Source organism: Streptomyces sp. TRD_SC_5 (genome assembly GCF_056836825.1).
The window spans coordinates 3,211,874-3,231,061 of sequence record NZ_JBWZZS010000001.1 but is presented as its reverse complement, the minus strand read 5'-3'; the positions used below and the strand labels follow the sequence as shown (position 1 = coordinate 3,231,061).

Sequence of the window (19,188 nt, the reverse complement as noted above, 5' to 3'; positions counted from 1 at the left end):
CGTGGCCCCGCACGGAACGGTGGGTGAGGGAGTGGCGCCTGCGGCGTCCGGGACGGGCACTGGGCTCAAGCGTGCCCTCACCACCCCGCTGCTCTATTTCTTCATCCTCGGCGACGTCCTGGGCGCAGGCGTCTACGTCCTGGTCGGCCAGGTTGCCGCCGAATCGGGCGGCGCCGTGTGGGTGCCGCTGGCCGTCGCGCTCTGCCTGGCGCTGCTCACCGCTTCCTCGTACGCCGAACTCGCCACGAAATACCCCCGGGCGGGCGGCGCGTCGCACTACGCCACGCTCGCCTACGGGCCGTTCGCCGGGTTTCTCGCCGGCTTCTGCATGCTCGCCGCCGGCATCGTCTCCGTCGCGGCTCTGGCCAGGGGCTTCGGCGGCGACTATCTGGCGGTCTTCGTTTCGCTGCCCGTCGTACTCGTAGCGGCGATCTTCCTGGCAGCGCTGGCGCTGCTCAACGCCCGCGGCATCAGAGAGTCGACGAGGGCCAACGTGGTCGCCACCGTCATCGAGGTGGGCGGCCTCCTGCTCATCGTCGGACTCGGCGCCTGGGTGGTGCTGCGCGGCGACGGCGACCTGAGCAGGCTGACCAAGCTCGGTACGCCCGAACACGGGCCCGCGGCTGCGGTCCTGAGCGGGTCCGTCCTCGCCTTCTACTCGTTCGTCGGATTCGAGACGTCCGTCAATGTGGCCGAGGAGACGCGCGACCCACGGCGGTCCTACCCCCGCGCCCTCTTCGGCGCGCTGGCCACCGCCGGCCTGGTGTACGCACTGGTGGGCATCGCGGCCGGTGCGGCGGTCGACACGAAAACGCTCGCCGAGTCCAGTGGGCCACTGCTCGAAGTGGTCGAGGCGGCCGGGGCCGTACCACCCAGGCTCTTCGGCGTCATCGCGCTCGTCGCGGTCGCCAACGGCGCGCTGCTCACCGGCATCATGTCCTCCCGGCTCGCCTACGGCATGGCGCGCGACGGGCTCCTCCCGGAGGTACTGACCAGGGTGCTGCCCCGCCGCCGCACCCCGTGGGCCGCGATCGCCGCCACCACGGCGCTGTCACTCCTGCTCGCGATCACGGGGGATGTGGCCGCCCTCGCCTCGACCCTTGTGCTGCTGCTCCTCGTCGTCTTCTTCATCGTCAATACGGCCGTGCTCGTCCTGCGCCGCGACGACGTGCCGCACGGCCACTTCAGGACGCCCACCACGGTCGCCGTACTGGGTGCGCTGTCCTGCGTCCTCCTCGCGACACAGATCGAGCGCGAGGTGTGGACGCGGGGGCTGATCGTGCTGGCGGTGGGTGTGCTGCTGGGGGTACTGGCGGCTGTGCGGAGGCGGAGGGGCTGAGGGGCTGAGGACGGGGGCTGCGGGATGGGGGCTGCGGGGCTGTGGTTTTCTGGCCTCTCAGACGGTGAGCGGGGTAGCGGGGGTGGGGCAGTGGGGTGGCCGGACGTTGCCGGGGACACGGCTCTGACCATCAAGGTGCCCGAGGCCGATCCGTTCGTCCGGGCCGGATTTCCCGCCCATGTGACCGTGCTCTACCCGTTCTTGCACGAAAGCCGGATCGACGGCCCGGTCCACCGCGAACTGCTGGAACTGTTCCGCTCGCACGACGCCTTCGAGCTGACGTTCGCCGAGTTCGGGCGGTATCCGGGCGTCCTCTTCCTCGAGCCGCGGCCTGCCGACCCGGTACGGGCGCTCACCAAGGAACTCACCGGGCGCTGGCCGGAAGCGGTGCCCTACCGGGGCCTGTTCGGTGAGGGGCTGGACCCGCATCTGACGGTCGCCAACCATGAGGGGCCGCAGACCTGGGAGCGCGCGTACGACGCCCTGGAGGCGGAGTGCGCGCCCGCCCTGCCGGTGACCTCCCGGGTCGCGGCGGTCCACTTGATCGTCCGCGACGGTGACCGCTGGCGGGACCGTTCGGCGTACCCACTGGGGGACAGGGCTTGAGTGGGAGTGTTACGCCGTGCTGTTCTCCAGGACCACGGACCGGGTGAGGTTGCGGGGCTTGTCCGGGTCGTAGCCGCGGGACTCGGCGAGGGCGACCGCCAGGCGCTGGGCGCGGATGAGGTCGGCCAGCGGGTCCAGGCCGCCGTCGACGGCGCTGCGGGGCTCGGGGCTGCGGCGTTCGGGGCTGCGGGACTCGGCGGTCATCGTGCCGCCGACGCGCCGGATGTCCTCCGCCAGGCCGTCCGGCAGCGCGCCGAAGACCCACGCCACGCGCCCGGGTCCGGTGATGCTGATCGGGCCGTGCCGGTACTCCATGGCCGGGTACGCCTCGGTCCAGGCGCCCGCCGCCTCGCGCATCTTGAGCCCGGCCTCCAGCGCGAGACCGTACGTCCAGCCGGTGCCGAGGAAGGTGAACTGCTCGGCCCCGAGCACCTCGGCGGCCAGCGGCACGGCGACCGCCCGCTCGGCGTCCTGGATTGCCTCCGAGAGCGGACGTACACCGGCCGGAAGTGCGTCCTCCGCCTCCAGGTGGGCGCGCAGGAGGGCGAGGACGGTGGTGGCGAAGCGGGTCTGCACCACCGACTCCTCGTCGGCGAAGTCCAGTACGGCCACCGCGTCCGCCGCCTGCATGACGGGTGTCGCCGGGTCGGCCGTGATCGCGCCGGTGGCCACGGTGCCCCGAACCCGCCGGAGTACCTCCAGGACCTCGGTCGTGGTGCCGGAACGGGTGATCGCCAGGACACGGTCATAGCCGTCGCGGTACGGGAACTCCGAGGCGGCGAAGGCGTCCGTCTCGCCGTGGCCGCCGGTCTCGCGCAGTACCGCGTACGCCTGGGCCATGAACCAGGAGGTGCCGCAGCCGATCACGGCGACGCGCTCGCCGCGGCGCGGCAGGGCGTCGGTGTGGGTGGGAAGTGTCTTGGCCGCCTGGGCCCATGTGGCAGGTTGGGAGACGATCTCGACCGAGGTGCGGGAGGAGTCTGTGGTGAACGTGGACGCGGACGTGGTCATTGGACAAACCCCCATATGATTGAAACTGCTCGGAGCGTCGCCGTTCCAAGCATCTTCGAGCGTTGACCGCCGTGTGGCGAGTATCCACCAAGCTGAACTCGCCGTCCATGTTGGAAGGAGTCCGACCGCATGTCGAAACACGAGCGGTGGAGCGCGCTGCTGGAGCTGCTGGGCGCCGAGGGGAGGCTGGAGGTCGAGGAGGCCGCCACGACGCTGGAGGTCTCCGCCGCGACGATCCGCAGGGATCTCGACGAGCTGGCGGAGCAGCAGATGCTCGTGCGGACGCGGGGTGGTGCGATCGCGCACGGTGTGTCGTACGAGCTGCCCTTGCGCTACAAGTCGTCGCGCCACGCGTCCGAGAAGCAGCGGATCGCGGCGGCCGCGGCGGACCTGGTCGCGGACGGGGACGTGGTGGGCCTCAATGGCGGCACGACCACGACCGAGGTGGCGCGGGCGCTGGCGCTGCGGGCCTCTGCGGGAGGGGGCGCGGGCGCGGGTCCCGGTGCCGGTGCCGGTCCTGTGTTGACCGTGGTCACGAACGCGCTGAACATCGCGGGTGAGTTGGCGGTGCGGCCGCAGATCAAGATCGTGGTCACTGGTGGGGTGGCGAGGCCGCAGACGTACGAGCTGGTCGGGCCGCTGACCATGGGCGTACTCAACGAGGTCGTCCTGGACGTGGTCATACTCGGCGTCGACGGGGTGGACCCGGAACTGGGCGTCATGGCGCATCAGGAGGACGAGGCGAGCATCAGCCGGCTGTTCGCCGAGCGGTCGCACCGGGTGATCGTGGTGACGGACTCGTCCAAGATGGGGAAGCGCGCGTTTGCCCGGATCTGTGGGCTGGACCGGATCGACGTGGTGGTGACCGACTCGGCGATCTCGGCGGAGGCGGTGGGGCGGCTCACGGACGCGGGGATCAAGGTGATCACTGTCTGAGGGTTGGGTGGGGCGGGGCGGGGCGAGTGCAGCGTGTCCTGCGGAGCTTTCCCCACCCCGCCCCTTTCCGGCTGTGACATTTGCGGCTTCGCCGCGTGGGGGCAGGCCCTCGGAGCCCGGCGCCCTTCGGGCGGGTTCTCAAGCGCCGGACGGGCTGGATTTCGTCGCGGGAGGTCGCGTAATGGCCTGCCGTCCGCAGCGCCCAACGTCACACGACCGGCTCCGCCCGCGGCACCCGACCTCGCCCGACGGGTTCCGCCCGCCGGGCCGGCCTTGTCCCGGGCGGCCGCCCTTTCCACTGCCGGAACTTCAGCCCCCGGCGTTTGAGGAGCGGGGTGGGCGGCCCGCGGGATGCCGGGCGGACGCCTGCGCCGTCAGGGAGCGAATGCCATGTCGAAGATGTGGACGTTGGCGTTCGCGGGGAGGACCACGAAGTCGACCGTCTTCGCCGGGTCCAGCGCGACCGAGTGGGCGAACACGCTGTACTTCACCGTGGCGTTGCCGTACCCGTCCTGCCGGTTCCGGCCGTCCGTCGACTTGACCAGCGTCGCGCCGTGCGCCGTCACCGGGTCGAACGACCAGTTCGGGAAGCCGAACGACCCCGTACTGGAGGTTCCGTCCGTGTAGTGGACGGTGGCGTTGCCCGTGGCGGCGCTGGTGACGCCCGACCCGAGGAACACCAGCTTGCTGCCCTTGCCGGCCAGCGTCACCGCCTGCCCCGCGCTCGCCACGTTGTCCTTCGTCCCGGCCGGCACATCGGGCCAGGTCAGCTTGGCGCCGAGGGCGTTGACGGCGGCTCCGGGCGTCAGCCCCACCGCGGCCAGCTTCTGCGCCGAGAAGCTGTTGCCCTCACCGTCGTAGTTGCCCGCCTTCGTCGCGGACTCGTCGGTGATCGCCACATTGTTGTACGCCGCCGACAGGCTCGCCTGCGGAGTGCCGGACCGCTCGGTCCGGGTGCCGGTGGCTGTGCCCTCGCCGTCCCCGCCCTGATACGTCGCGGTCGCCTTGAACGTACGGATGACGAAACCGGGCCGCTTCTCCGGGACTTGGATCTGGAACGTCGTATCGGCCGACGCACCCGTCGCCAGGGAACCGCCCACGCTGCGCACGGACGGCTGGACCGCCCAGCCGACCGGTCCGGCGAACGACACCTTCAGCGAACGCAGCCGCTGCGGCCCGGTGTTCTTCACGGACACCTTCACCGTCGAGATGGCCGGACCGTCGAGGTCCACCGGCGAGATGGTCACCTCGGTCCTGGCCGCTGCCGGGGCCATCGCCGGGGCCTGCGGCCCCGCCGCGACCGCCGCTTGGGCCGGGACGAGCATGACCGCGCCCGCCACCGACACCGCCACGGTTCTGAGCGAACTGATCAGTCGTGCTGATCTCATTGCTTGCTCCTTCGGGTGCGCGAGCTCAGGAAACGGGGGGCATCTCAGTCATGCGCGAGTCGAGACCGGAGCGCAGATTCACCCAGCCCCCGCGCGTGAAGTCCGGTATCGCGACCGGCCGGCCCTTGTTCGCCAGCGACATGACGCTCAGCGGAACCGGCGAACACCAGGCCGCCGAGTCGTACACGTCGATGTCCGGGACCAGCCCCGCCCGCATCGTCTGCACCGTGCGCCACTGAAGTACGTAGTCCATGCCGCCGTGTCCGCCGTTGTTCGCGGCGTCGTCGCCGATCTTCTTCCACAGCCAGTGGTCGAACTCCTTGCGGTACGTGTCGAAGTCCCGCCAGGAGTGGCCGCCGTGGTCCGGCTCGACGTAGATGCGGCCGCCGGTCGTCGACGTACCCGCGTAGTCCTCGAAGATCCCGCGCGTGCCGGCGATGGAGTTGATGCGGCTGTAGGGCCGGGGCGAACTCACGTCGTGCTCGGCCCGGATGGTCCGGCCCTTCGCCGTCTCGATCGCGCAGGTCACCAGGTCGCCGTTGACGTACGTCTCGTTCCACGAGGGGTGGGACCTGGGAACGAAACGCTCCCGGTAGTCGGCGAGGCCCATCGGTGCGGTCGCGGTGGCCTTGAGCGTCGTCATGCGGTCGCCGCGGTTGATGTCCATGGCCGCCGCGATGGGGGCGAGCCCGTGCATGGCGTAGAAGGACGCGGTGCTGCGGGTGTGCCACAGCCGGCGCCAGGAGTCGGTGTAGTACGTGTTGGAGAAGAGCAGCGCACGCAGGTCGTGCAGGTAGCCGCCGTGGCCGTTGGTGATGTCGCCGAACAGGCCCTCGTGCGCGGCCTTGAGCATGGCCAGCTCGTTACGGCCGTAGTTGCAGTTCTCGGCCAGCATCAGGTTCTTGCGGGTGCGTTCCGAGGTGTCCACGAGGTCCCACAGCTCGCGCAGCTCGGTCGCGACGGGCAGCTCGACGACGACGTGCTTGTCCGCCAGCAGCGCGGCCTTGCCCTGCTCGTAGTGGAACTCCCACGGCGTCGCGACGTACACGAGATCGATGTCGTTGCGCTTGAGCATCTGCGCGTAAGAGTCGGCCGAGCCACCGAACTCCGCCGGGCGCGGCTTGCCCTTCGCGACCAGCTGGTCGGCGGTCCGCTTGGCGCGGTCGGCGCGGATGTCGCAGACGGCGGTCACGACACAGCCGGGGACCACGGACCATCCCGTGGTCATGCCGGAGCCCCGGTTGCCGAGTCCGATCACGCCGACGCGGACGGTCCTGTACGGCTCGAAGGGCACGTTGATCATCGACTTCTGGCCGGGTTTGCGGCCGGGGGTCGCGGCGGAGACGGCGGTAGCTCCGGCCGCGGCCGAAGCGGCAGCCGCCGCCGGCGCCGCCGACGCGCTCCCGGCCGAACCGATCCCGGCCGCGAGCGACGCTCCGGTGGCCAGCGTCCCTCCCAGGAGCAAGCGACGTGAGACTGCGGGGATTTCGGGCATACGAGACGCTCCTCGATACGTGACCGGCATCACTTCACTGGCGGGGTCGACTCTCGCTGGATCGTCAGTTACATGTCAATAGGTGTTCGCAGGAACCCTGTTGCGAACAAATTCAAGCATCCGCAGCCGCTGAGGCGGTCGGGCGACGGTGTACCCAGGTACACCCGCACTCGGTGGTTACGGCCATCGGCACGCCTCCCCCTCGTCCGTAGCGTCATTTCAGACGGCACAGCAGGTGCCACGAGGGAGTGATGAGGATGTTCCGCCGCACACAGCAGGAGCACACACGCAGGGCGGCCGAAGCCCTGCGGCTCGTATCGGTCAGCAAGGTCTACGGGACGGCGGACAGTGCGGTGACCGCCCTGGACGGGGTGACGCTGAGCCTGGGCGCCGGGACCTTCACCGCCGTCATGGGGCCCTCCGGCTCCGGGAAGTCCACCCTTCTGCAGTGCGCGGCGGGCCTCGACCGGCCGGACACGGGGCAGGTGGTGGTCGACGGGGAGGAGATGACCGGCGGCTCCGAGGCCGACCTGACGAAGTTCCGGCGGCAGCGGATCGGCTTCGTCTTCCAGCAGTACAACCTGCTGCCCACCCTCACTGTCGCGCAGAACACCACGCTTCCGCTGAAGCTGGCCGGCCGCCGCATCGACCGGGACCGGGCGCGGCGGATCCTCACCCAGGTCGGCCTCGGCGACCGCCTCGAGCACCGGCCCGACCAGCTGTCCGGCGGCCAACGCCAGCGTGTCGCCATCGCGCGGGCGCTGGTCACCGAGCCGAGCGTGGTCTTCGCGGACGAGCCGACCGGCGCGCTGGACACGCGCAGCGCGCGCGACGTACTGCGGCTGCTTCAGGAAGCGGTACGGGTGCACGGCCGCACGGTGGTGATGGTGACGCACGACCCGGTGGCCGCCTCGTACGCCGACACCGTGGTCTTCCTCGCGGACGGCCGGCTGGCGGGGCACCTGAGCGCGCCGACCGTGGACGCGATCGCGGAGCGGCTCGCCCACCTGGGCGACCGGGAGCACGGCGACGTGCGTGACGGCCGTGAGGCGCGTGACGGCCGTGAGGCGCGTGACGGCCGTGACGTGCGAGACGGCCGTGACGTGCGAGACGGCCGTGACGTGCGAGACGGCCGTGACGACCGCGACGTTCCGGCGGGGGGGTGAGCGATGTTCGTACTGGCCATGAGCTCGGTCCGGCAGCGCCCCGGGCGCTTCGTCGCGACGCTGCTGTCCGCCTTCCTGGGGGCCGCGATCATCATGACGTTCAACTCGCTGCACGACACGGCCGGGGCGCCGGGGGTCGATGACGTCAGCGCCGAGTCGATGTCCACCGCCGCCGTGGTGGTCGGTGGCTACGGATCGCTGCTGGTGTTCTTCGCCATCGCCTCCACGCTCACTGTGAACGTACGTCAGCGGGCGGAGGAGATCGGCCTGCTGCGCAGCACCGGGGCGACTCCGGCGCAGATCAAGCGGATGGTCGTCGGCGAATCGGCCGTGGTCGGGCTGGTGGGGGCGCTGCTGGCGATCGGGCCCGCGATGCTCGCAGGGCGGGCGCTGCTCGGCATGTTCCAGGACAGCGGGCAGGTCGCGCGGAGCGTGGAGTACGCCTTCGGGCCGATCGCGCTCGTGTCGGGGATCGCCATCGCGCTGCCGGCCTCGGTGGGCGCCGCCTTCCTCGCGGTCCGCCGGGCGGCCAAATCCGCCACGGTGGTACGTGAATCCGGCGGCCGGGCGAGGAAGTTCGCCGGGTACGGCGCGCTCGCCGCCGGTACGGGATCGGCGCTCACCACCCTCGCCATGGACGGCACCGACCCCATGGCGATGGCTCCGGCGGCATACGGCGCGATCCTGCTGGCCGCGGGCTTCGCGGTCTTCTCACCCGTACTGCTCCGGGCCGCGCTGGGCCGGCTGGGGCGGCCGATCGAGGCGCTCGCCGGGGCGAGCGGCTACCTGACGGTCCACACCATGCGCCGCCGCGCAACGGAACTGTCCGGCGTACTCGTGCCGTTGGTCCTCTTCACCGGCATGGCGACCGCGACGCTCTACATGCAGGCCGTCGAGAGCGACGCGATCAAGGCATCCGGCCTCACCAAATCGGTCGAGGACAAGAACCTGGAGACCCTGAACCTCGTGGTCGTCGGCATCATCGTGGTCTTCTCCTGCATCATGCTGATCAACAGTCTGTACGCCGCCACCTCCTTCCGGCGCCGCGAGTTCGGCCAGCAGCGCCTCGCCGGGGCCACCCCGCGACAGGTGCTCGGGACGGTCGGCTGCGAGGGGCTCGTACTGACCGTGACCGGGGTGTTCTTCGGCACGGCGGCGGGGCTCGCCGGGATCGTCCCGTTCACCTACGTCCGTACGGACGAGATGCTCCCCGGCCAGGGGTTCGGCATCTGGATCGGCATCGTGGCGGTAGCCGCGGCAGCGACGCTCGTCACCAGCCTGGGGACGGCCCGCCGGACACTGCGCACCCCGGCGGTGGACGCGGTGGCGGTGGCCGCTTGAGCGCGCCCGTTCCATGTGCCGGGCCGCTGCCTCAGGCCGGGGCCGGCGTCACGGGGGTGAGCACCACGAAGTCCGCGCCGGCCGGGTCGACGCAGCCGGCCAGCCGTCCGACGTCCTCGGCATCCTCCGGCCCCATCTGCACGCTGCCGCCCTTCGCAGTGATCTTGGCGACCGTGGCGTCACAGTCCTCGACCGCGAACACCGGGTGCCAGTAGGGCCTGCCGCTGTTCAGCACGAGGGCCTCCGACGGGAGCTCCATGAGGCCGCCGTGCATGCGTTCCGGAGGCTGGTCGGCGGGGGTGACCATGGAGTACGTCCCGCCGCCGCCCGGCAGTTCCATGTCCTGGGTCTCCCAGCCGAAGAGGTTGCCGTAGAACTGCTTCGCACCGGCGGAATCGGTGGTGTAGAGCTCGGTCCAGCAGAGGCTGCCCGGCTGGTCCGCGGCCTCCATCCCCTTGGTCCTGCCCGGCTGCCAGACGGCGAACTGACCGCCCTGCGGGTCGGTGTACTGAGCCATCCGCCCCTCGCCGTCGGCGTCCATCGGGGGGACCCGCACCTTGCCGCCCGACCGTTCCACAGCCTCGGTGGTGGCGTCGGCGTCCGGTGTGCAGAAGTAGATCATCCAGGCCGAGCGGGCCCCTTCCTCGGTGAGCCGCCCGATCCCGGCGATGCTCTTGCCGTCCCGCTTCAGGACACCGAAGTCGTTCGCGTCCGGGGAATCCGGTCCGTAGCTCTGAAACTCCCAGTCGAAGACCGAGCGGTAGAACTCGGCAGCGGCGGGCACATCGGGGGAGCCGAGGTCGATCCAACAGGGGGAGCCGGGCACGAAATCAGTGGTGATCATGACGTTGCCTTTCGTCGCAGATCCTCGTAAATCCAGCCTGTCACCCACCACTGACAATCGCCCGTCGGCTGCCTCAGGCCCGCTCGGCCGTGACGCGTACCGTCTTCAGACTCGGGTCCGCCGGGTCCGGTACGTTCATGCCCGCATCCAGGCCCGTGCGCAGATAGCGCAGCACCTGCTCCGTCAGGCGCTCGCCCGGCAGCGCCGCCGGAATCCCCGGGGGATACGGCGTGATCATCTCGGCGGCCACCCGCCCCACCGCCTCCTCCAGCGGTACGTCCTCGGTGTCACCGAAGTACGCGTCCCGGGGCAGGCACGTCTGCTCCATGCGCATCTCCGCTCCCGCCGGTACGTCGACCACCGGCGCGCCACCCAACTCCTCGGCGTGGTCGGCGAGATCCTTCAGCGCGTCCAGCAGCGGCGCGGTCGTGGCCCTCGAATCGGCGTGCGTAAGCTGCGCGCCGATGCGGCGGTGGTCGATGAGATGCATGTCCGTACTGCGCCGCTCGCGCAGCCAGTCCGCCGCCCGGTAGCCGGTCGTACCCAGTGCCTGAATGTCGATGATCACCGGCAGTGGGTCGAAGTCCGCGGCCTTGCCGGGACCGGTGAAGTCGGTGCGGTCGTTGACGTGCAGGCCGGGGATCCGCTCGATCTCCGCCCTGACGTGGGAAGCGAGCCGCAGTACGTCGTCCATCAGCTGGTGGCCGTGCGTCATCATCTGGCGCCGCCAACCGTCGAGCCCGGCCCAGATGATGACGGAGGGGCTGGTGGTGCCGAGCAGGTCGGCGCGGGACTTGAGCACCTGCGGGTCGATCAGGTCGCCCTGCAGATGGAACACCGAGCCCTGTTCCAGGCCGCTGCCCATCTTGTGGATGCTGGTCACGCAGACATCGGCGCCCGCGTCCATCGCCCACGACGGCAGCCCGTCGTGGAACGGCAGATGCGCGCCCCACGCCTCGTCGACGATCAGCGGGACCGAACGGGCGTGGCAGATCCGCGCGATGGCGGACAGCTCGGCGCAAGCCCCGTACGGTGTCGGGCTGGTGACCAGGGCGCCGCGCGCCTCGGGCTCGCGCTCGAAGGCCGCCTCGAAGTCCGCGGCGGACGGCGGATGCGCCAGATTCAGCTTCGTGTCCCACTGCGGGTCGACCCAGACCGGCTCGATGCCGGAGAGGATCAGGCCGGAGACGACCGACTTGTGCGCGTCCCTGCCGATCAGGAGCTTCTGGTGCGGATGCGCGACCGAGAGCATGGCCGCCTTGACGGACAGCGAACTGCCGCAGGTGGAGAAGAAGGTGTGCTCGGCGTGCACGGCGTCGGCCATCAGCTGCTCGGCGCGCAGCAGCACATTGCCACTGGTGCGGTGGTCGTCGAGGCCGCCGGACGCCAGGACGTCCGAGAGGTACACCGCGTCGCCCAGGACCTTGCGGGCGAGCGGATCCGCCCCCCGGGCCTGCTTGTGTCCCGGTGGCGTGAACGCGAGTTCGCCGCGCTCGTGGTAGCGGTCGAGTGCTTCCAGCACGGGGGCCTGAGTGTGATCCATGGCGTTCGGGTTCCTCGTCCGGGCCGGTCGATGCCTCTCAGGGCCGCGCGGCGACCGAGAAGCGCAGAGCGAAGTGGTTGAGGGTGTACGGCAACGGCCGGTCGGGGTCCAGCCGGACCCGGTCGTCGAGCCGGAAGTCGTGACGCTCCATGAGCGCGGCGACGAGCGTCGACGTGACGAGAAGGACGAGGTCCTCGCCGGGGCACACACCGGGTCCCGCGCTGAAGGGCACGAGCTCGGGGCCGGTCTGCGCCGTGCCGTCCAGCCAGATCTCCGGTACGAAGCGGTCACCGTACGGCGCGGAACCGTCCCGGTGGAAGTAGGGGGCGTACACAAGGAACGCCGTCCCCTCGGGCAGAGTTCCCTCGCCCCACCGCGTCTGCCGGGTGCTCTCGCGCAGCAGGAACGGCGTCGTCGGCCACAGCCGCACCGATTCCATGACGCACGCGCGGGTGTAGGGCAGCAGTTGCGGCCGCGTCAGGTCCGGTATGGCCAGCTCGTTGCGTACTTGATGCTCCTGCGCCGGGTGGGTGGCCAACAGGGCCAGCGTCCGGGCGGCCGCGATGCCCGCCGCGTCGAACGCGAACAGCCAGTGCGGCACCTGGCCCGCCGCGTCGACGCCCGGCTTGGCGGGCGTCCGGCTGAGCGCCTCCGCGAGGCTGCCCGGCTCGGCGCGGTCCAGGTGGGCGCGCAGGCCGCGCTCGAAGCGCTCGCGCGGGCCGGCGGTGGCGCGCGGAGGGATCAGGGACGCCCGGTTGCCGAAGCCGCGCAGCCGCCCGAGGCGGTCGGTGAGCGCGGTGTCGTCGCGCGCCGCGTCACCGAGGACGACGCGGCGTACGGTCCGCCACCAGGCGGCGCCGAAGGCGTCCCAGTCCAGCGCGCCGGTGCGCGCGAGCAGCTCGTCGGCCTCCTCGCGCACGGTGCCTACGAATTGCGGGGCGAGGTGGTGCAGGTGCCGCCCGGTTTCCAGGACGTGCTCGTTGAAGGCCCTGCGCTCCTCGCGCTCCCGGCCCGTGGAGACCAGTACGCCGTGCGGCTGGAAGTGGGCGAGCGCGTCGCGCTTCTCGTGCGTCGCCGGGGCGAACGGCTCCGGTGTCTCGTCCAGTACCCGCCGCGCGTCCTCGGCGGAGAGGGGCAGGGCGATGTCCCGGCCCGCCAGGCGCAGGTGCAGCGGACCGGGACCGTACCGCCCGCGCAGCTCGTTCAGGAGCCGCACCGCGTGGCGGTCCGCGTCGAGGCGGGCGGCGAGCGCCAGGCCCTGCTCGCGGCGTACGACGACGCCGCCGACGAGGGTGGGCAGGGCGACCCGCACGGCGATGCGGGCGGTGTCCCGGGCCGACGCGCGGGCGGGGGTGGAGGCGCGGCGCTCGGCCCGGTCACCGTCTGTGCCGGATTCGCCCTGTTCCGCCTCGTCGGTCCATCCGGGGGCTCGGTCTGTCCCGGCCATCGCGCGGCTCCCTCGGTGCAGTGCTGGTGGGCCTCAGTGCTGGTTCTCGGCCTGGAACATCCAGCGCTGCTTCTCCAGCTCCGCGGTGAGGCCGATGAAGATGTCCTGAGTCACCGGGTCGGGCTTGTCGGTCGCGTCGATCCGCTCCCGCATCCTGAGACCGATGGTGCCGAGCGTGTCCACGATCAGGGCCACGACGTCGCTGTCCTGGGTCCAGCCGTCCGCCGGCGTGGGCAGCTCACTGGTCTTGGCGACCGTCTCGACACGGCCGTCCGGTGCGACGCCGATGGCCGACGAGCGTTCAGCGACGACGTCGGCGTACGAACGGGCGAAGGTCACCACCTCGTCGAGCTGGAGGTGGATGGAGCGAAAGCGCGGGCCCACGATCGTCCAGTGCGCCTGCTTTGCCAGAAGCGACAGCCCGAGCAGGTCCACCAGCGTGCCCTGGAGGGCGTCCGCGGTGGTCTGACGGGCGGCTTCGGGCAGGGTGCTCTTGAGGGCGGTCATGCAGTTGCTCCTTTTCGGCGCTCTCGTCTGTCTGCAGTCTCTGTTCGGGTGCCCCTGTTCCGCCTGTCGGCGGGCTAGCCGCCGGGGCCGCCGCTGCCGAACGAACCCCCGGACTTCTCGTCCCACCGGGGCCGGTCCTCCGGGTCCCCGTCGCGGTGCCTGCCGGAGGCGTTGCCGCTGTTTCTGAGCTCATGCGGGAGGAGCCGTCCGCGTCCGCCCTCCGGAGGCAGCACCTCGTCGGGTTCCCGGCGCTCCCTCACCTCGGGCGGGCCGGAGTCGTCCGGCCGGTGCGGCTGCTCCTGGGGCGTAGGAGGAGACGGCTCGCGATTCCTGATGCGGATGCCCCACCACACCGCGGCAACCAAAGCAGCCGCGATGGCGAGCCCCGCGACGAACGGCGCGATGCCGATGACCAGGTCACTCGCGGCCATGGGCTCCGTGAGGCCTGCGATCTCACTGGTGCTCGTGCTCTGGAATGCGCTCATGCGCGGCGAGTACCCACGAGCGCCCGAGTCATGAGCCGCCGTTCAGGTGAAACATTTCCGCAGAGCCATCGCGTCAATGGGGTGAAGGCGAACGCCGGACACCGTGCCGGTCGCAGAAGGGGAGGACATGCGCCAGTCCCGGAGGGAGGCGTTCAGGGAGTTCGCGGCGGGCCGCTTCACCCACCTGTTCCGGTCGGCATGCCTGCTGACCAGCGGCGACACCCACCTTGCCGAGGACCTCGTGCAGGAGACGCTGGGCCGGATGTACCTGCTGTGGGGGCGGGCCTCCCGGATCGGCAACCCGGCCGCGTACGCCCAGACCGTTCTCGTACGGACCTTCCTCACGCATCAGCGGCGCCGCTCGGCGTCGGAGCACCCCCTCGCGGAGCTGCCCGACACCGGCGCCGCGACGGGCGGCCCCCAGGCGGACGACCTCGCCCTGCGGCTGGCGCTGCTCCAGGCGCTCGCGCAGCTGGCTCCCAAGGACCGGGCGGTGGTGGTGCTGCGGTACTGGGAGGACCGCAGCATCGAGGAGACCGCCGACGCGATGAACGTCAGTTCCGCCGCCGTACGCACCAGATCCGTGCGCGCACTGGGCAAGCTCCGCGAACAGCTCGGCGGCAGTCTCGCCGAGTTCGCCTCCCGCTGATTCCTCATTCCGTCCAGTTACCGATTACCGATTACCGAACAGGAAGTGGTGGTTTCACCATGCCCTCAGAGCACTCGGGCCACTCAGGTCAGCCGCGTCACCCAGGTCCCTTCGAGGAAGAGCTCGGCGAGGTGCTGCGCCGAACCGGCGACGGCTTCTCCAGCGACCGTCCCGCCGGGCTCGTCGACGCCGGTATGGCACGCGGCCGCCGCGCCCTGCGGCGGCGGCGCGTCGCCGCCGTGACGGGCAGCGTGGCCGCGCTCGCGCTGGTGGGGACGGTCGGGGCGTACATGGGCGGGCTGGTGGGCGGCGGTGGCACCGGCGCGGCCCAGGTGGCGGGTCCCGCCACGCCGGCTCCCGCTCCTCCCACGGGTCCGGAGCCCCGAACGGGGTCGGGGGCGGTCTCCGCGGACGACATGATCAGGACGTTCGAGCGACTGCTGCCCGCCGGGACGCTGACCGAGGCCGAAGCGCGCGGCACGGGAGACGCGATGGGCCCCACCGTCTTCGGCGTCATCGACGACGGCAGGGGCAAGGCGGCGGTCGGGCTCGGGCTCCAGCGGGTCGACCCGGACGCCGAATCGTCCCGGCAGCAGACCCTGTGCCCGGACAAGGCCATGGTTCGTCATGACGCGTGCACCAGCGAGAAGCTGAAGGACGGCTCCACGCTGATGCTCTTCCAGGGGTACGAGTACCCGGACCACCGCGCGGACACGAAGTCCTGGCGCGCCGTTCTCCTCACCCCCGAGGGCTACCTCGTCGACCTGAGCGAATGGAACGCGCCGACGCAGAAGGACTCGGCGGTCAGCCGTGCGAACCCACCGCTGTCGCCGGCACAGATGAAGGCCCTGGTCACCTCGGACGAGTGGCACAAGGCGCTGCGGGACCTGCCCGAGCCCATGAAGGTGCGGGAGCCGCAGGACGTACCGACGACCGACCCGGCGGAGTTCATGGCCCTGTTCACGTCGCTGCTGCCCAAGGGGCTGAAGGCGGAACGGCGCGGCAGTCAGGGCGACTACGCCCAGGTCACCGTGGACGACGGCAAGGGCAGGAGCCTGGTCGGGGTGAACGTGCAGCGGGGCATGGGCGACGTGCTGGACGACCTCAAGGCGGACGGCGAGGTCACCACCCTTCCCGACGGTACGACCGTCGTCGAGCGCCGGGGCGCGGGCGACAAGGGCGTGGCGGGCGCCGTGATGTGGACGGCCGATGTGATCCGGAAGAACGGCGACCGTGTCGTCATCTCCGCGTTCAACTCGGACACGCAGCACAACGCCCCCACGCGCGCCGAGCCGGCGCTGACGATGAAGCAGCTCAGGGCCATCGCGCTCAGCGAGAAGTGGTACGAGCCGGAAGGCATGCAGGGCAAGACGAAGGGGAAGTAGCGCCCGCCCTGCGTCACTTCACTTCGCGTCGGCGTAACACTCCACGACCGCCGTCGTGAAGGGGAAGCGCACCGGCGTCTGACCGAAGGCGATCCGCCCGGCCAGATCACCGGCCACGCGGATCGCCTCAGCGACGGTCCCCGCCTCCTCGGCGGGGCAGTGCACGATCACTTCGTCGTGCTGGAAGAACACCAGCTCCGCCCGGAGCCCCGCTGCCCGCAGGTTCTGCCGCAGCGCCGCCATCATCAGCAGCGCCCAGTCGGCGGCGCTGCCCTGCACCACGAAGTTGCGGGTGAAGCGGCCCCGGGCGCGGGCGTTCGTCGACGCGTATCCCGGCGTGAACTCCCCGTCGCGGGCCTCCGCCGACTCGGCGTCCTCCTGCGGGATGCCCGCCTCACCGTCGTCGCCGGCCCCCGCGGCCGGCGGGCAGGTCCGGCCCAGCCACGTCCGTACGAGCCGCATCTCCTCGCCCGCGCGCGCCGCGTCGTCCACGTACGCGACGGCACGCGGGAACCGTCTTCGCAGCGCGGCGAGATTCTTGAGCCCACCCCCGGAGGTCTGCCCGTACACCGCGCCCAGCACGGCGAGCTTCGCCATGTCGCGGTCACCGGCGAACGCCCGGTCCGACACCGCCTTGTAGAGGTCGCCGGGCTGGCCCGCCACCTCCATCAGCCCCGGGTCGCGCGAGATCGCGGCCAGGACGCGCGGCTCCATCTGGTCCGCGTCGGCGACCACGAGCCGCCAGCCGTCGTCCGCGATCACCGCCCGCCGGATCACCTTCGGGATCTGGAGGGCGCCGCCGCCATTGGTGACCCACCGGCCAGTGATGGTCCCGCCCGGCAGGTACTGGGGTCTGAACCGGCCCGCGCGCACCCAGTCCTGGAGCCAGCCCCAGCCGTGCGCCGTATGGATCCGGTACAGCTTCTTGTACGCGATCAGCGGCTCCACCGCCGGATGGTCGATCTCCGCCAACTCCCATCGCCGCGTGGACTTCACCTTGATCCCGGCCTGCGCGAAGGCCTTGATCACATCGGCGGGCAGCTCGGGCCGTACGCGCCGCCCGAACGCCGCCGAGATCTCGTCCGTCAGCTCCGCCATGCGGCGCGGGTCGCCGCCGCCCGCGTACCGCTCGCCGAGCAGCTCCTCCAGCACCGCCCGGTGCACGTCCGCCCGCCACGGCAGCCCCGCCCCGTTCATCTCGGCGGCCACCAGCATCCCCGCCGACTCGGCGGCCGTCAGCAGCCGCATCCGGTCGGGGTGCTCCGCGGCCCCGTGCCTGCGCTGCTGATCGGCGTACACCTCCAGCAGGTCCTCGAACGGCACCGGGACCGGCTGCGGTTCGAAGAGCGACGACTGCGATCCGGGCTCGGCGGCGCGCTGTGGTGGATCGGGCGGTACGGGCCGGTCGTGCAGCCGCGCCCAGGCGGCCGCTGCCGAATGCGGCTCGCCGTGGCGCCCCTCGTGGCCGAGCAGCAGTGACTCCGCGTCCTCGACGTCGTAACACCGCTCGACGCGCACGCCCGCAGCGAGCAGCCGCGGGTAGATCTCGACGGTGGACCGCCACACCCACCGGCCGACCTCGGGCCGGGAACCGACCGCCGCCACGAGGTCGGGCTCCTTGCGCACGTCACCGGCCGGCCGCCCGTCCCGCCCCAGCGGCACGAGCAGCGCCCCACCCCCGTCCGTCGCGGCGACGGCCCAACGATCGCTCATGGGTGCGAGTCTGACACCCGGCACTGACAACGCCGGGTATCCGGCCCGTCCGCTGGTGGTTCCTGGCGGCGGTCAGCGAGGGCAGCAGGTTGAACGCCTGGAACACGAAGCCGATCCGGTCCCGCCGCAGCAGCGTGAGCCCGCGCTCGCCCAGCCCGCCCAGCTCGGTGCCGCCGACGGTGACCGTCCCGGAGGTGGGCCGGTCGAGCCCGGCCGCGCACTGGAGCAGCGTCGATTTCCCGGAACCCGAGGCCCCATGACGGCGGTGAAAGTCCCGCTCCCGAAGCCGATGTCGACTCCGTCGAGCGCTCTGACCTCGCCATATGTCCTGTGGAGTGCGGTGAGCCGCACGGCCGGTGTGATCACGTGCCCAGACTTCCGCGCCGACGCCCGCCGGCACGACCGCTGAGCCGACTCCTGGGTATGCCCGGCCCGCCCCCTACCGGCTTACGCCGCCCACCGCCTTCACATACACATCCAGCGCCGGCCGAGGCGCACGCCCGAGCAGCCGCGCCAGCTCGCTCGCCTCGGCCTCGCTGCCATCCATGAAGCCGCCCGCGATCGCGGAGTACGTCCCCACCAGCATCGGTACCTGGAAGGCCGCGGCATTGCCCGACCCCGCGATCGCCGCCCTGGTCCCCGCCAGGCTCCCCGGCTCGTACGGCACCGACAGAGCCGCCGCCAAGTCCGCGCCGCCGAGCGCCCGTTCCCCGGTCAGCTCGTACGTACGCCCGGCATGCGACGCCGCCGACACCGCGACCCGCGCCGCCACCTCCGCCAGGTCCTCCCGTGCCACCGCGGCGAGCCGCCCGGTGCCCAGCGGTGCGGTGATCCGCCCGTCGGGGCCGGGCGCCGCGATGAAGGCCAGGAACTCGGCGTACAGCCCATTGCGCAGCACAGTCCAGTCGAGCCGGCCGCTCCCGCGCAGGCGCCGCTCGGTCCAGCGGTGCGCGAGCGCGTACGGCAGATGGTCACCGTCGGACGACAGGCTCGTATAGACGACGTGCCGTACGCCCGCGTCCTCGGCGGCGGAGATCGCCGCCTGGTGGCGTGCGATGACGTCGTCGTCCTCCCCCTCCCCGGCGGAGATCAGCAGCAGCGTCCCGATCCCGGCGAAGCCCTCGACCAGGGACGCGGGGTCGTCGAAGTCGATACGGCGGCCCCCGGGAGCGGGGTTCCGCGTACCCAGAACTACGTCCTCGCGGCCCGCCAGGCGCTGTGAAACGAGCTGCCCGAGACCACCGGACGCACCGGTGACCAGGATCTTCGACATGGAATGACTCTCCCCGCGTTCGTGGTTCCTCTTGGTAACTGGGACCATCGTGGGTGGCGG

16 protein-coding genes and 2 pseudogenes are annotated in these 19,188 nt (G+C 71.5%); 7 read left to right on the top strand and 11 right to left on the bottom strand.

Going from position 1 to position 19,188, the window contains the following annotated elements:
• The first annotated feature begins 88 nt into the window (after nt 1–88).
• Together AC1P0E_RS14975 and AC1P0E_RS14970 are read left to right on the top strand one after the other, a co-directional pair.
• Nucleotides 89–1,339 carry an APC family permease gene (locus tag AC1P0E_RS14975; RefSeq protein WP_482745760.1) on the top strand — a complete coding sequence of 417 codons (1,251 nt, stop codon included), beginning with the start codon at nt 89–91 and terminating at the stop codon, nt 1,337–1,339.
• A gap of 90 nt (nt 1,340–1,429) precedes the next feature.
• The gene (locus AC1P0E_RS14970; RefSeq protein WP_482742657.1) at nt 1,430–1,945 is read left to right on the top strand and encodes a 2'-5' RNA ligase family protein; all 516 of its coding nucleotides are present in this window, start codon (nt 1,430–1,432) and stop codon (nt 1,943–1,945) included.
• A gap of 9 nt (nt 1,946–1,954) precedes the next feature.
• On the opposite strand, the gene AC1P0E_RS14965 is transcribed toward AC1P0E_RS14970, so the two are convergent.
• Nucleotides 1,955–2,956: an SIS domain-containing protein gene (locus AC1P0E_RS14965; RefSeq protein ID WP_482742656.1), complete on the bottom strand. Its 1,002-nt coding sequence runs from the start codon at nt 2,954–2,956 to the stop codon at nt 1,955–1,957.
• Nucleotides 2,957–3,085: 129 nt separating this feature from the next.
• On the opposite strand from AC1P0E_RS14965, the gene AC1P0E_RS14960 reads away from it, so the two are divergent.
• Nucleotides 3,086–3,892: a DeoR/GlpR family DNA-binding transcription regulator gene (locus AC1P0E_RS14960; protein WP_482742655.1), complete on the top strand. Its 807-nt coding sequence runs from the start codon at nt 3,086–3,088 to the stop codon at nt 3,890–3,892.
• A 374-nt stretch (nt 3,893–4,266) separates the two neighbouring features.
• On the opposite strand, the gene AC1P0E_RS14955 is transcribed toward AC1P0E_RS14960, so the two are convergent.
• On the bottom strand, nt 4,267–5,280 hold the full coding sequence (locus AC1P0E_RS14955) for an NEW3 domain-containing protein (protein ID WP_482742654.1): 1,014 nt from the start codon (nt 5,278–5,280) through the stop codon (nt 4,267–4,269).
• A 25-nt stretch (nt 5,281–5,305) separates the two neighbouring features.
• The gene (locus tag AC1P0E_RS14950; RefSeq protein ID WP_482742653.1) at nt 5,306–6,775 is read right to left on the bottom strand and encodes a Gfo/Idh/MocA family protein; all 1,470 of its coding nucleotides are present in this window, start codon (nt 6,773–6,775) and stop codon (nt 5,306–5,308) included.
• 257 nt (nt 6,776–7,032) lie between these two features.
• Between AC1P0E_RS14950 and AC1P0E_RS14945 the strand changes: the two are divergent.
• Nucleotides 7,033–7,791: pseudogene (locus tag AC1P0E_RS14945) on the top strand (ABC transporter ATP-binding protein); the annotation flags it as partial.
• Between the two features lie 153 nt (nt 7,792–7,944).
• Entirely contained in the window at nt 7,945–9,282 is a 1,338-nt protein-coding gene (locus tag AC1P0E_RS14940) for an ABC transporter permease (protein WP_482742652.1), read from the top strand.
• Nucleotides 9,283–9,313: 31 nt separating this feature from the next.
• Here the strand turns inward: AC1P0E_RS14940 and AC1P0E_RS14935 are convergent, their stop codons facing one another.
• The 5 genes from AC1P0E_RS14935 to AC1P0E_RS14915 form a co-directional block, all read right to left on the bottom strand.
• Nucleotides 9,314–10,126: a VOC family protein gene (locus AC1P0E_RS14935; protein ID WP_482742651.1), complete on the bottom strand. Its 813-nt coding sequence runs from the start codon at nt 10,124–10,126 to the stop codon at nt 9,314–9,316.
• Nucleotides 10,127–10,199: 73 nt separating this feature from the next.
• The gene (locus AC1P0E_RS14930; RefSeq protein ID WP_482742650.1) at nt 10,200–11,669 is read right to left on the bottom strand and encodes an aminotransferase class I/II-fold pyridoxal phosphate-dependent enzyme; all 1,470 of its coding nucleotides are present in this window, start codon (nt 11,667–11,669) and stop codon (nt 10,200–10,202) included.
• Between the two features lie 37 nt (nt 11,670–11,706).
• Nucleotides 11,707–13,116, bottom strand: a complete 1,410-nt coding sequence (locus AC1P0E_RS14925; RefSeq protein ID WP_482742649.1) for a cytochrome P450 — start codon at nt 13,114–13,116, stop codon at nt 11,707–11,709.
• A gap of 33 nt (nt 13,117–13,149) precedes the next feature.
• Entirely contained in the window at nt 13,150–13,623 is a 474-nt protein-coding gene (locus tag AC1P0E_RS14920; RefSeq protein ID WP_482742648.1) for a Dps family protein, read from the bottom strand.
• A gap of 74 nt (nt 13,624–13,697) precedes the next feature.
• Nucleotides 13,698–14,108, bottom strand: a complete 411-nt coding sequence (locus tag AC1P0E_RS14915; RefSeq protein WP_482742647.1) for a DUF6479 family protein — start codon at nt 14,106–14,108, stop codon at nt 13,698–13,700.
• A gap of 127 nt (nt 14,109–14,235) precedes the next feature.
• Here AC1P0E_RS14915 and AC1P0E_RS14910 point away from each other — a divergent pair, with 127 nt between their 5' ends.
• The gene (locus AC1P0E_RS14910; RefSeq protein WP_482742646.1) at nt 14,236–14,757 is read left to right on the top strand and encodes a SigE family RNA polymerase sigma factor; all 522 of its coding nucleotides are present in this window, start codon (nt 14,236–14,238) and stop codon (nt 14,755–14,757) included.
• A 59-nt stretch (nt 14,758–14,816) separates the two neighbouring features.
• Nucleotides 14,817–16,142: a hypothetical protein gene (locus AC1P0E_RS14905; protein ID WP_482742645.1), complete on the top strand. Its 1,326-nt coding sequence runs from the start codon at nt 14,817–14,819 to the stop codon at nt 16,140–16,142.
• A gap of 18 nt (nt 16,143–16,160) precedes the next feature.
• On the opposite strand, the gene AC1P0E_RS14900 is transcribed toward AC1P0E_RS14905, so the two are convergent.
• From AC1P0E_RS14900 to AC1P0E_RS14890, 3 genes and pseudogenes are all read right to left on the bottom strand, one after another.
• Complete coding sequence (locus AC1P0E_RS14900; RefSeq protein WP_482742644.1) at nt 16,161–17,855, bottom strand: bifunctional 3'-5' exonuclease/DNA polymerase; 1,695 nt, start codon at nt 17,853–17,855, stop codon at nt 16,161–16,163.
• A 31-nt stretch (nt 17,856–17,886) separates the two neighbouring features.
• Nucleotides 17,887–18,221: pseudogene (locus AC1P0E_RS14895) on the bottom strand (ATP-binding cassette domain-containing protein); the annotation flags it as partial.
• Nucleotides 18,222–18,294: 73 nt separating this feature from the next.
• Nucleotides 18,295–19,128 (bottom strand): NAD(P)H-binding protein, encoded by an 834-nt coding sequence (locus AC1P0E_RS14890; protein ID WP_482742643.1) that lies wholly within the window; start codon nt 19,126–19,128, stop codon nt 18,295–18,297.
• Between the last annotated feature and the right edge of the window lie 60 nt (nt 19,129–19,188).

Coding starts and splice junctions, on each gene's coding strand:
- AC1P0E_RS14920 (WP_482742648.1), bottom strand. CDS start 13,623: ATGACCGCCCTCAAGAGCACCCTGCCCGAAGCCGCCCGTCAGACCACC.
- AC1P0E_RS14930 (WP_482742650.1), bottom strand. CDS start 11,669: ATGGATCACACTCAGGCCCCCGTGCTGGAAGCACTCGACCGCTACCAC.
- AC1P0E_RS14900 (WP_482742644.1), bottom strand. CDS start 17,855: ATGAGCGATCGTTGGGCCGTCGCCGCGACGGACGGGGGTGGGGCGCTG.
- AC1P0E_RS14905 (WP_482742645.1), top strand. CDS start 14,817: ATGCCCTCAGAGCACTCGGGCCACTCAGGTCAGCCGCGTCACCCAGGT.
- AC1P0E_RS14915 (WP_482742647.1), bottom strand. CDS start 14,108: ATGAGCGCATTCCAGAGCACGAGCACCAGTGAGATCGCAGGCCTCACG.
- AC1P0E_RS14940 (WP_482742652.1), top strand. CDS start 7,945: ATGTTCGTACTGGCCATGAGCTCGGTCCGGCAGCGCCCCGGGCGCTTC.
- AC1P0E_RS14950 (WP_482742653.1), bottom strand. CDS start 6,775: ATGCCCGAAATCCCCGCAGTCTCACGTCGCTTGCTCCTGGGAGGGACG.
- AC1P0E_RS14955 (WP_482742654.1), bottom strand. CDS start 5,280: ATGAGATCAGCACGACTGATCAGTTCGCTCAGAACCGTGGCGGTGTCG.
- AC1P0E_RS14960 (WP_482742655.1), top strand. CDS start 3,086: ATGTCGAAACACGAGCGGTGGAGCGCGCTGCTGGAGCTGCTGGGCGCC.
- AC1P0E_RS14935 (WP_482742651.1), bottom strand. CDS start 10,126: ATGATCACCACTGATTTCGTGCCCGGCTCCCCCTGTTGGATCGACCTC.
- AC1P0E_RS14910 (WP_482742646.1), top strand. CDS start 14,236: ATGCGCCAGTCCCGGAGGGAGGCGTTCAGGGAGTTCGCGGCGGGCCGC.
- AC1P0E_RS14965 (WP_482742656.1), bottom strand. CDS start 2,956: ATGACCACGTCCGCGTCCACGTTCACCACAGACTCCTCCCGCACCTCG.
- AC1P0E_RS14925 (WP_482742649.1), bottom strand. CDS start 13,116: ATGGCCGGGACAGACCGAGCCCCCGGATGGACCGACGAGGCGGAACAG.
- AC1P0E_RS14890 (WP_482742643.1), bottom strand. CDS start 19,128: ATGTCGAAGATCCTGGTCACCGGTGCGTCCGGTGGTCTCGGGCAGCTC.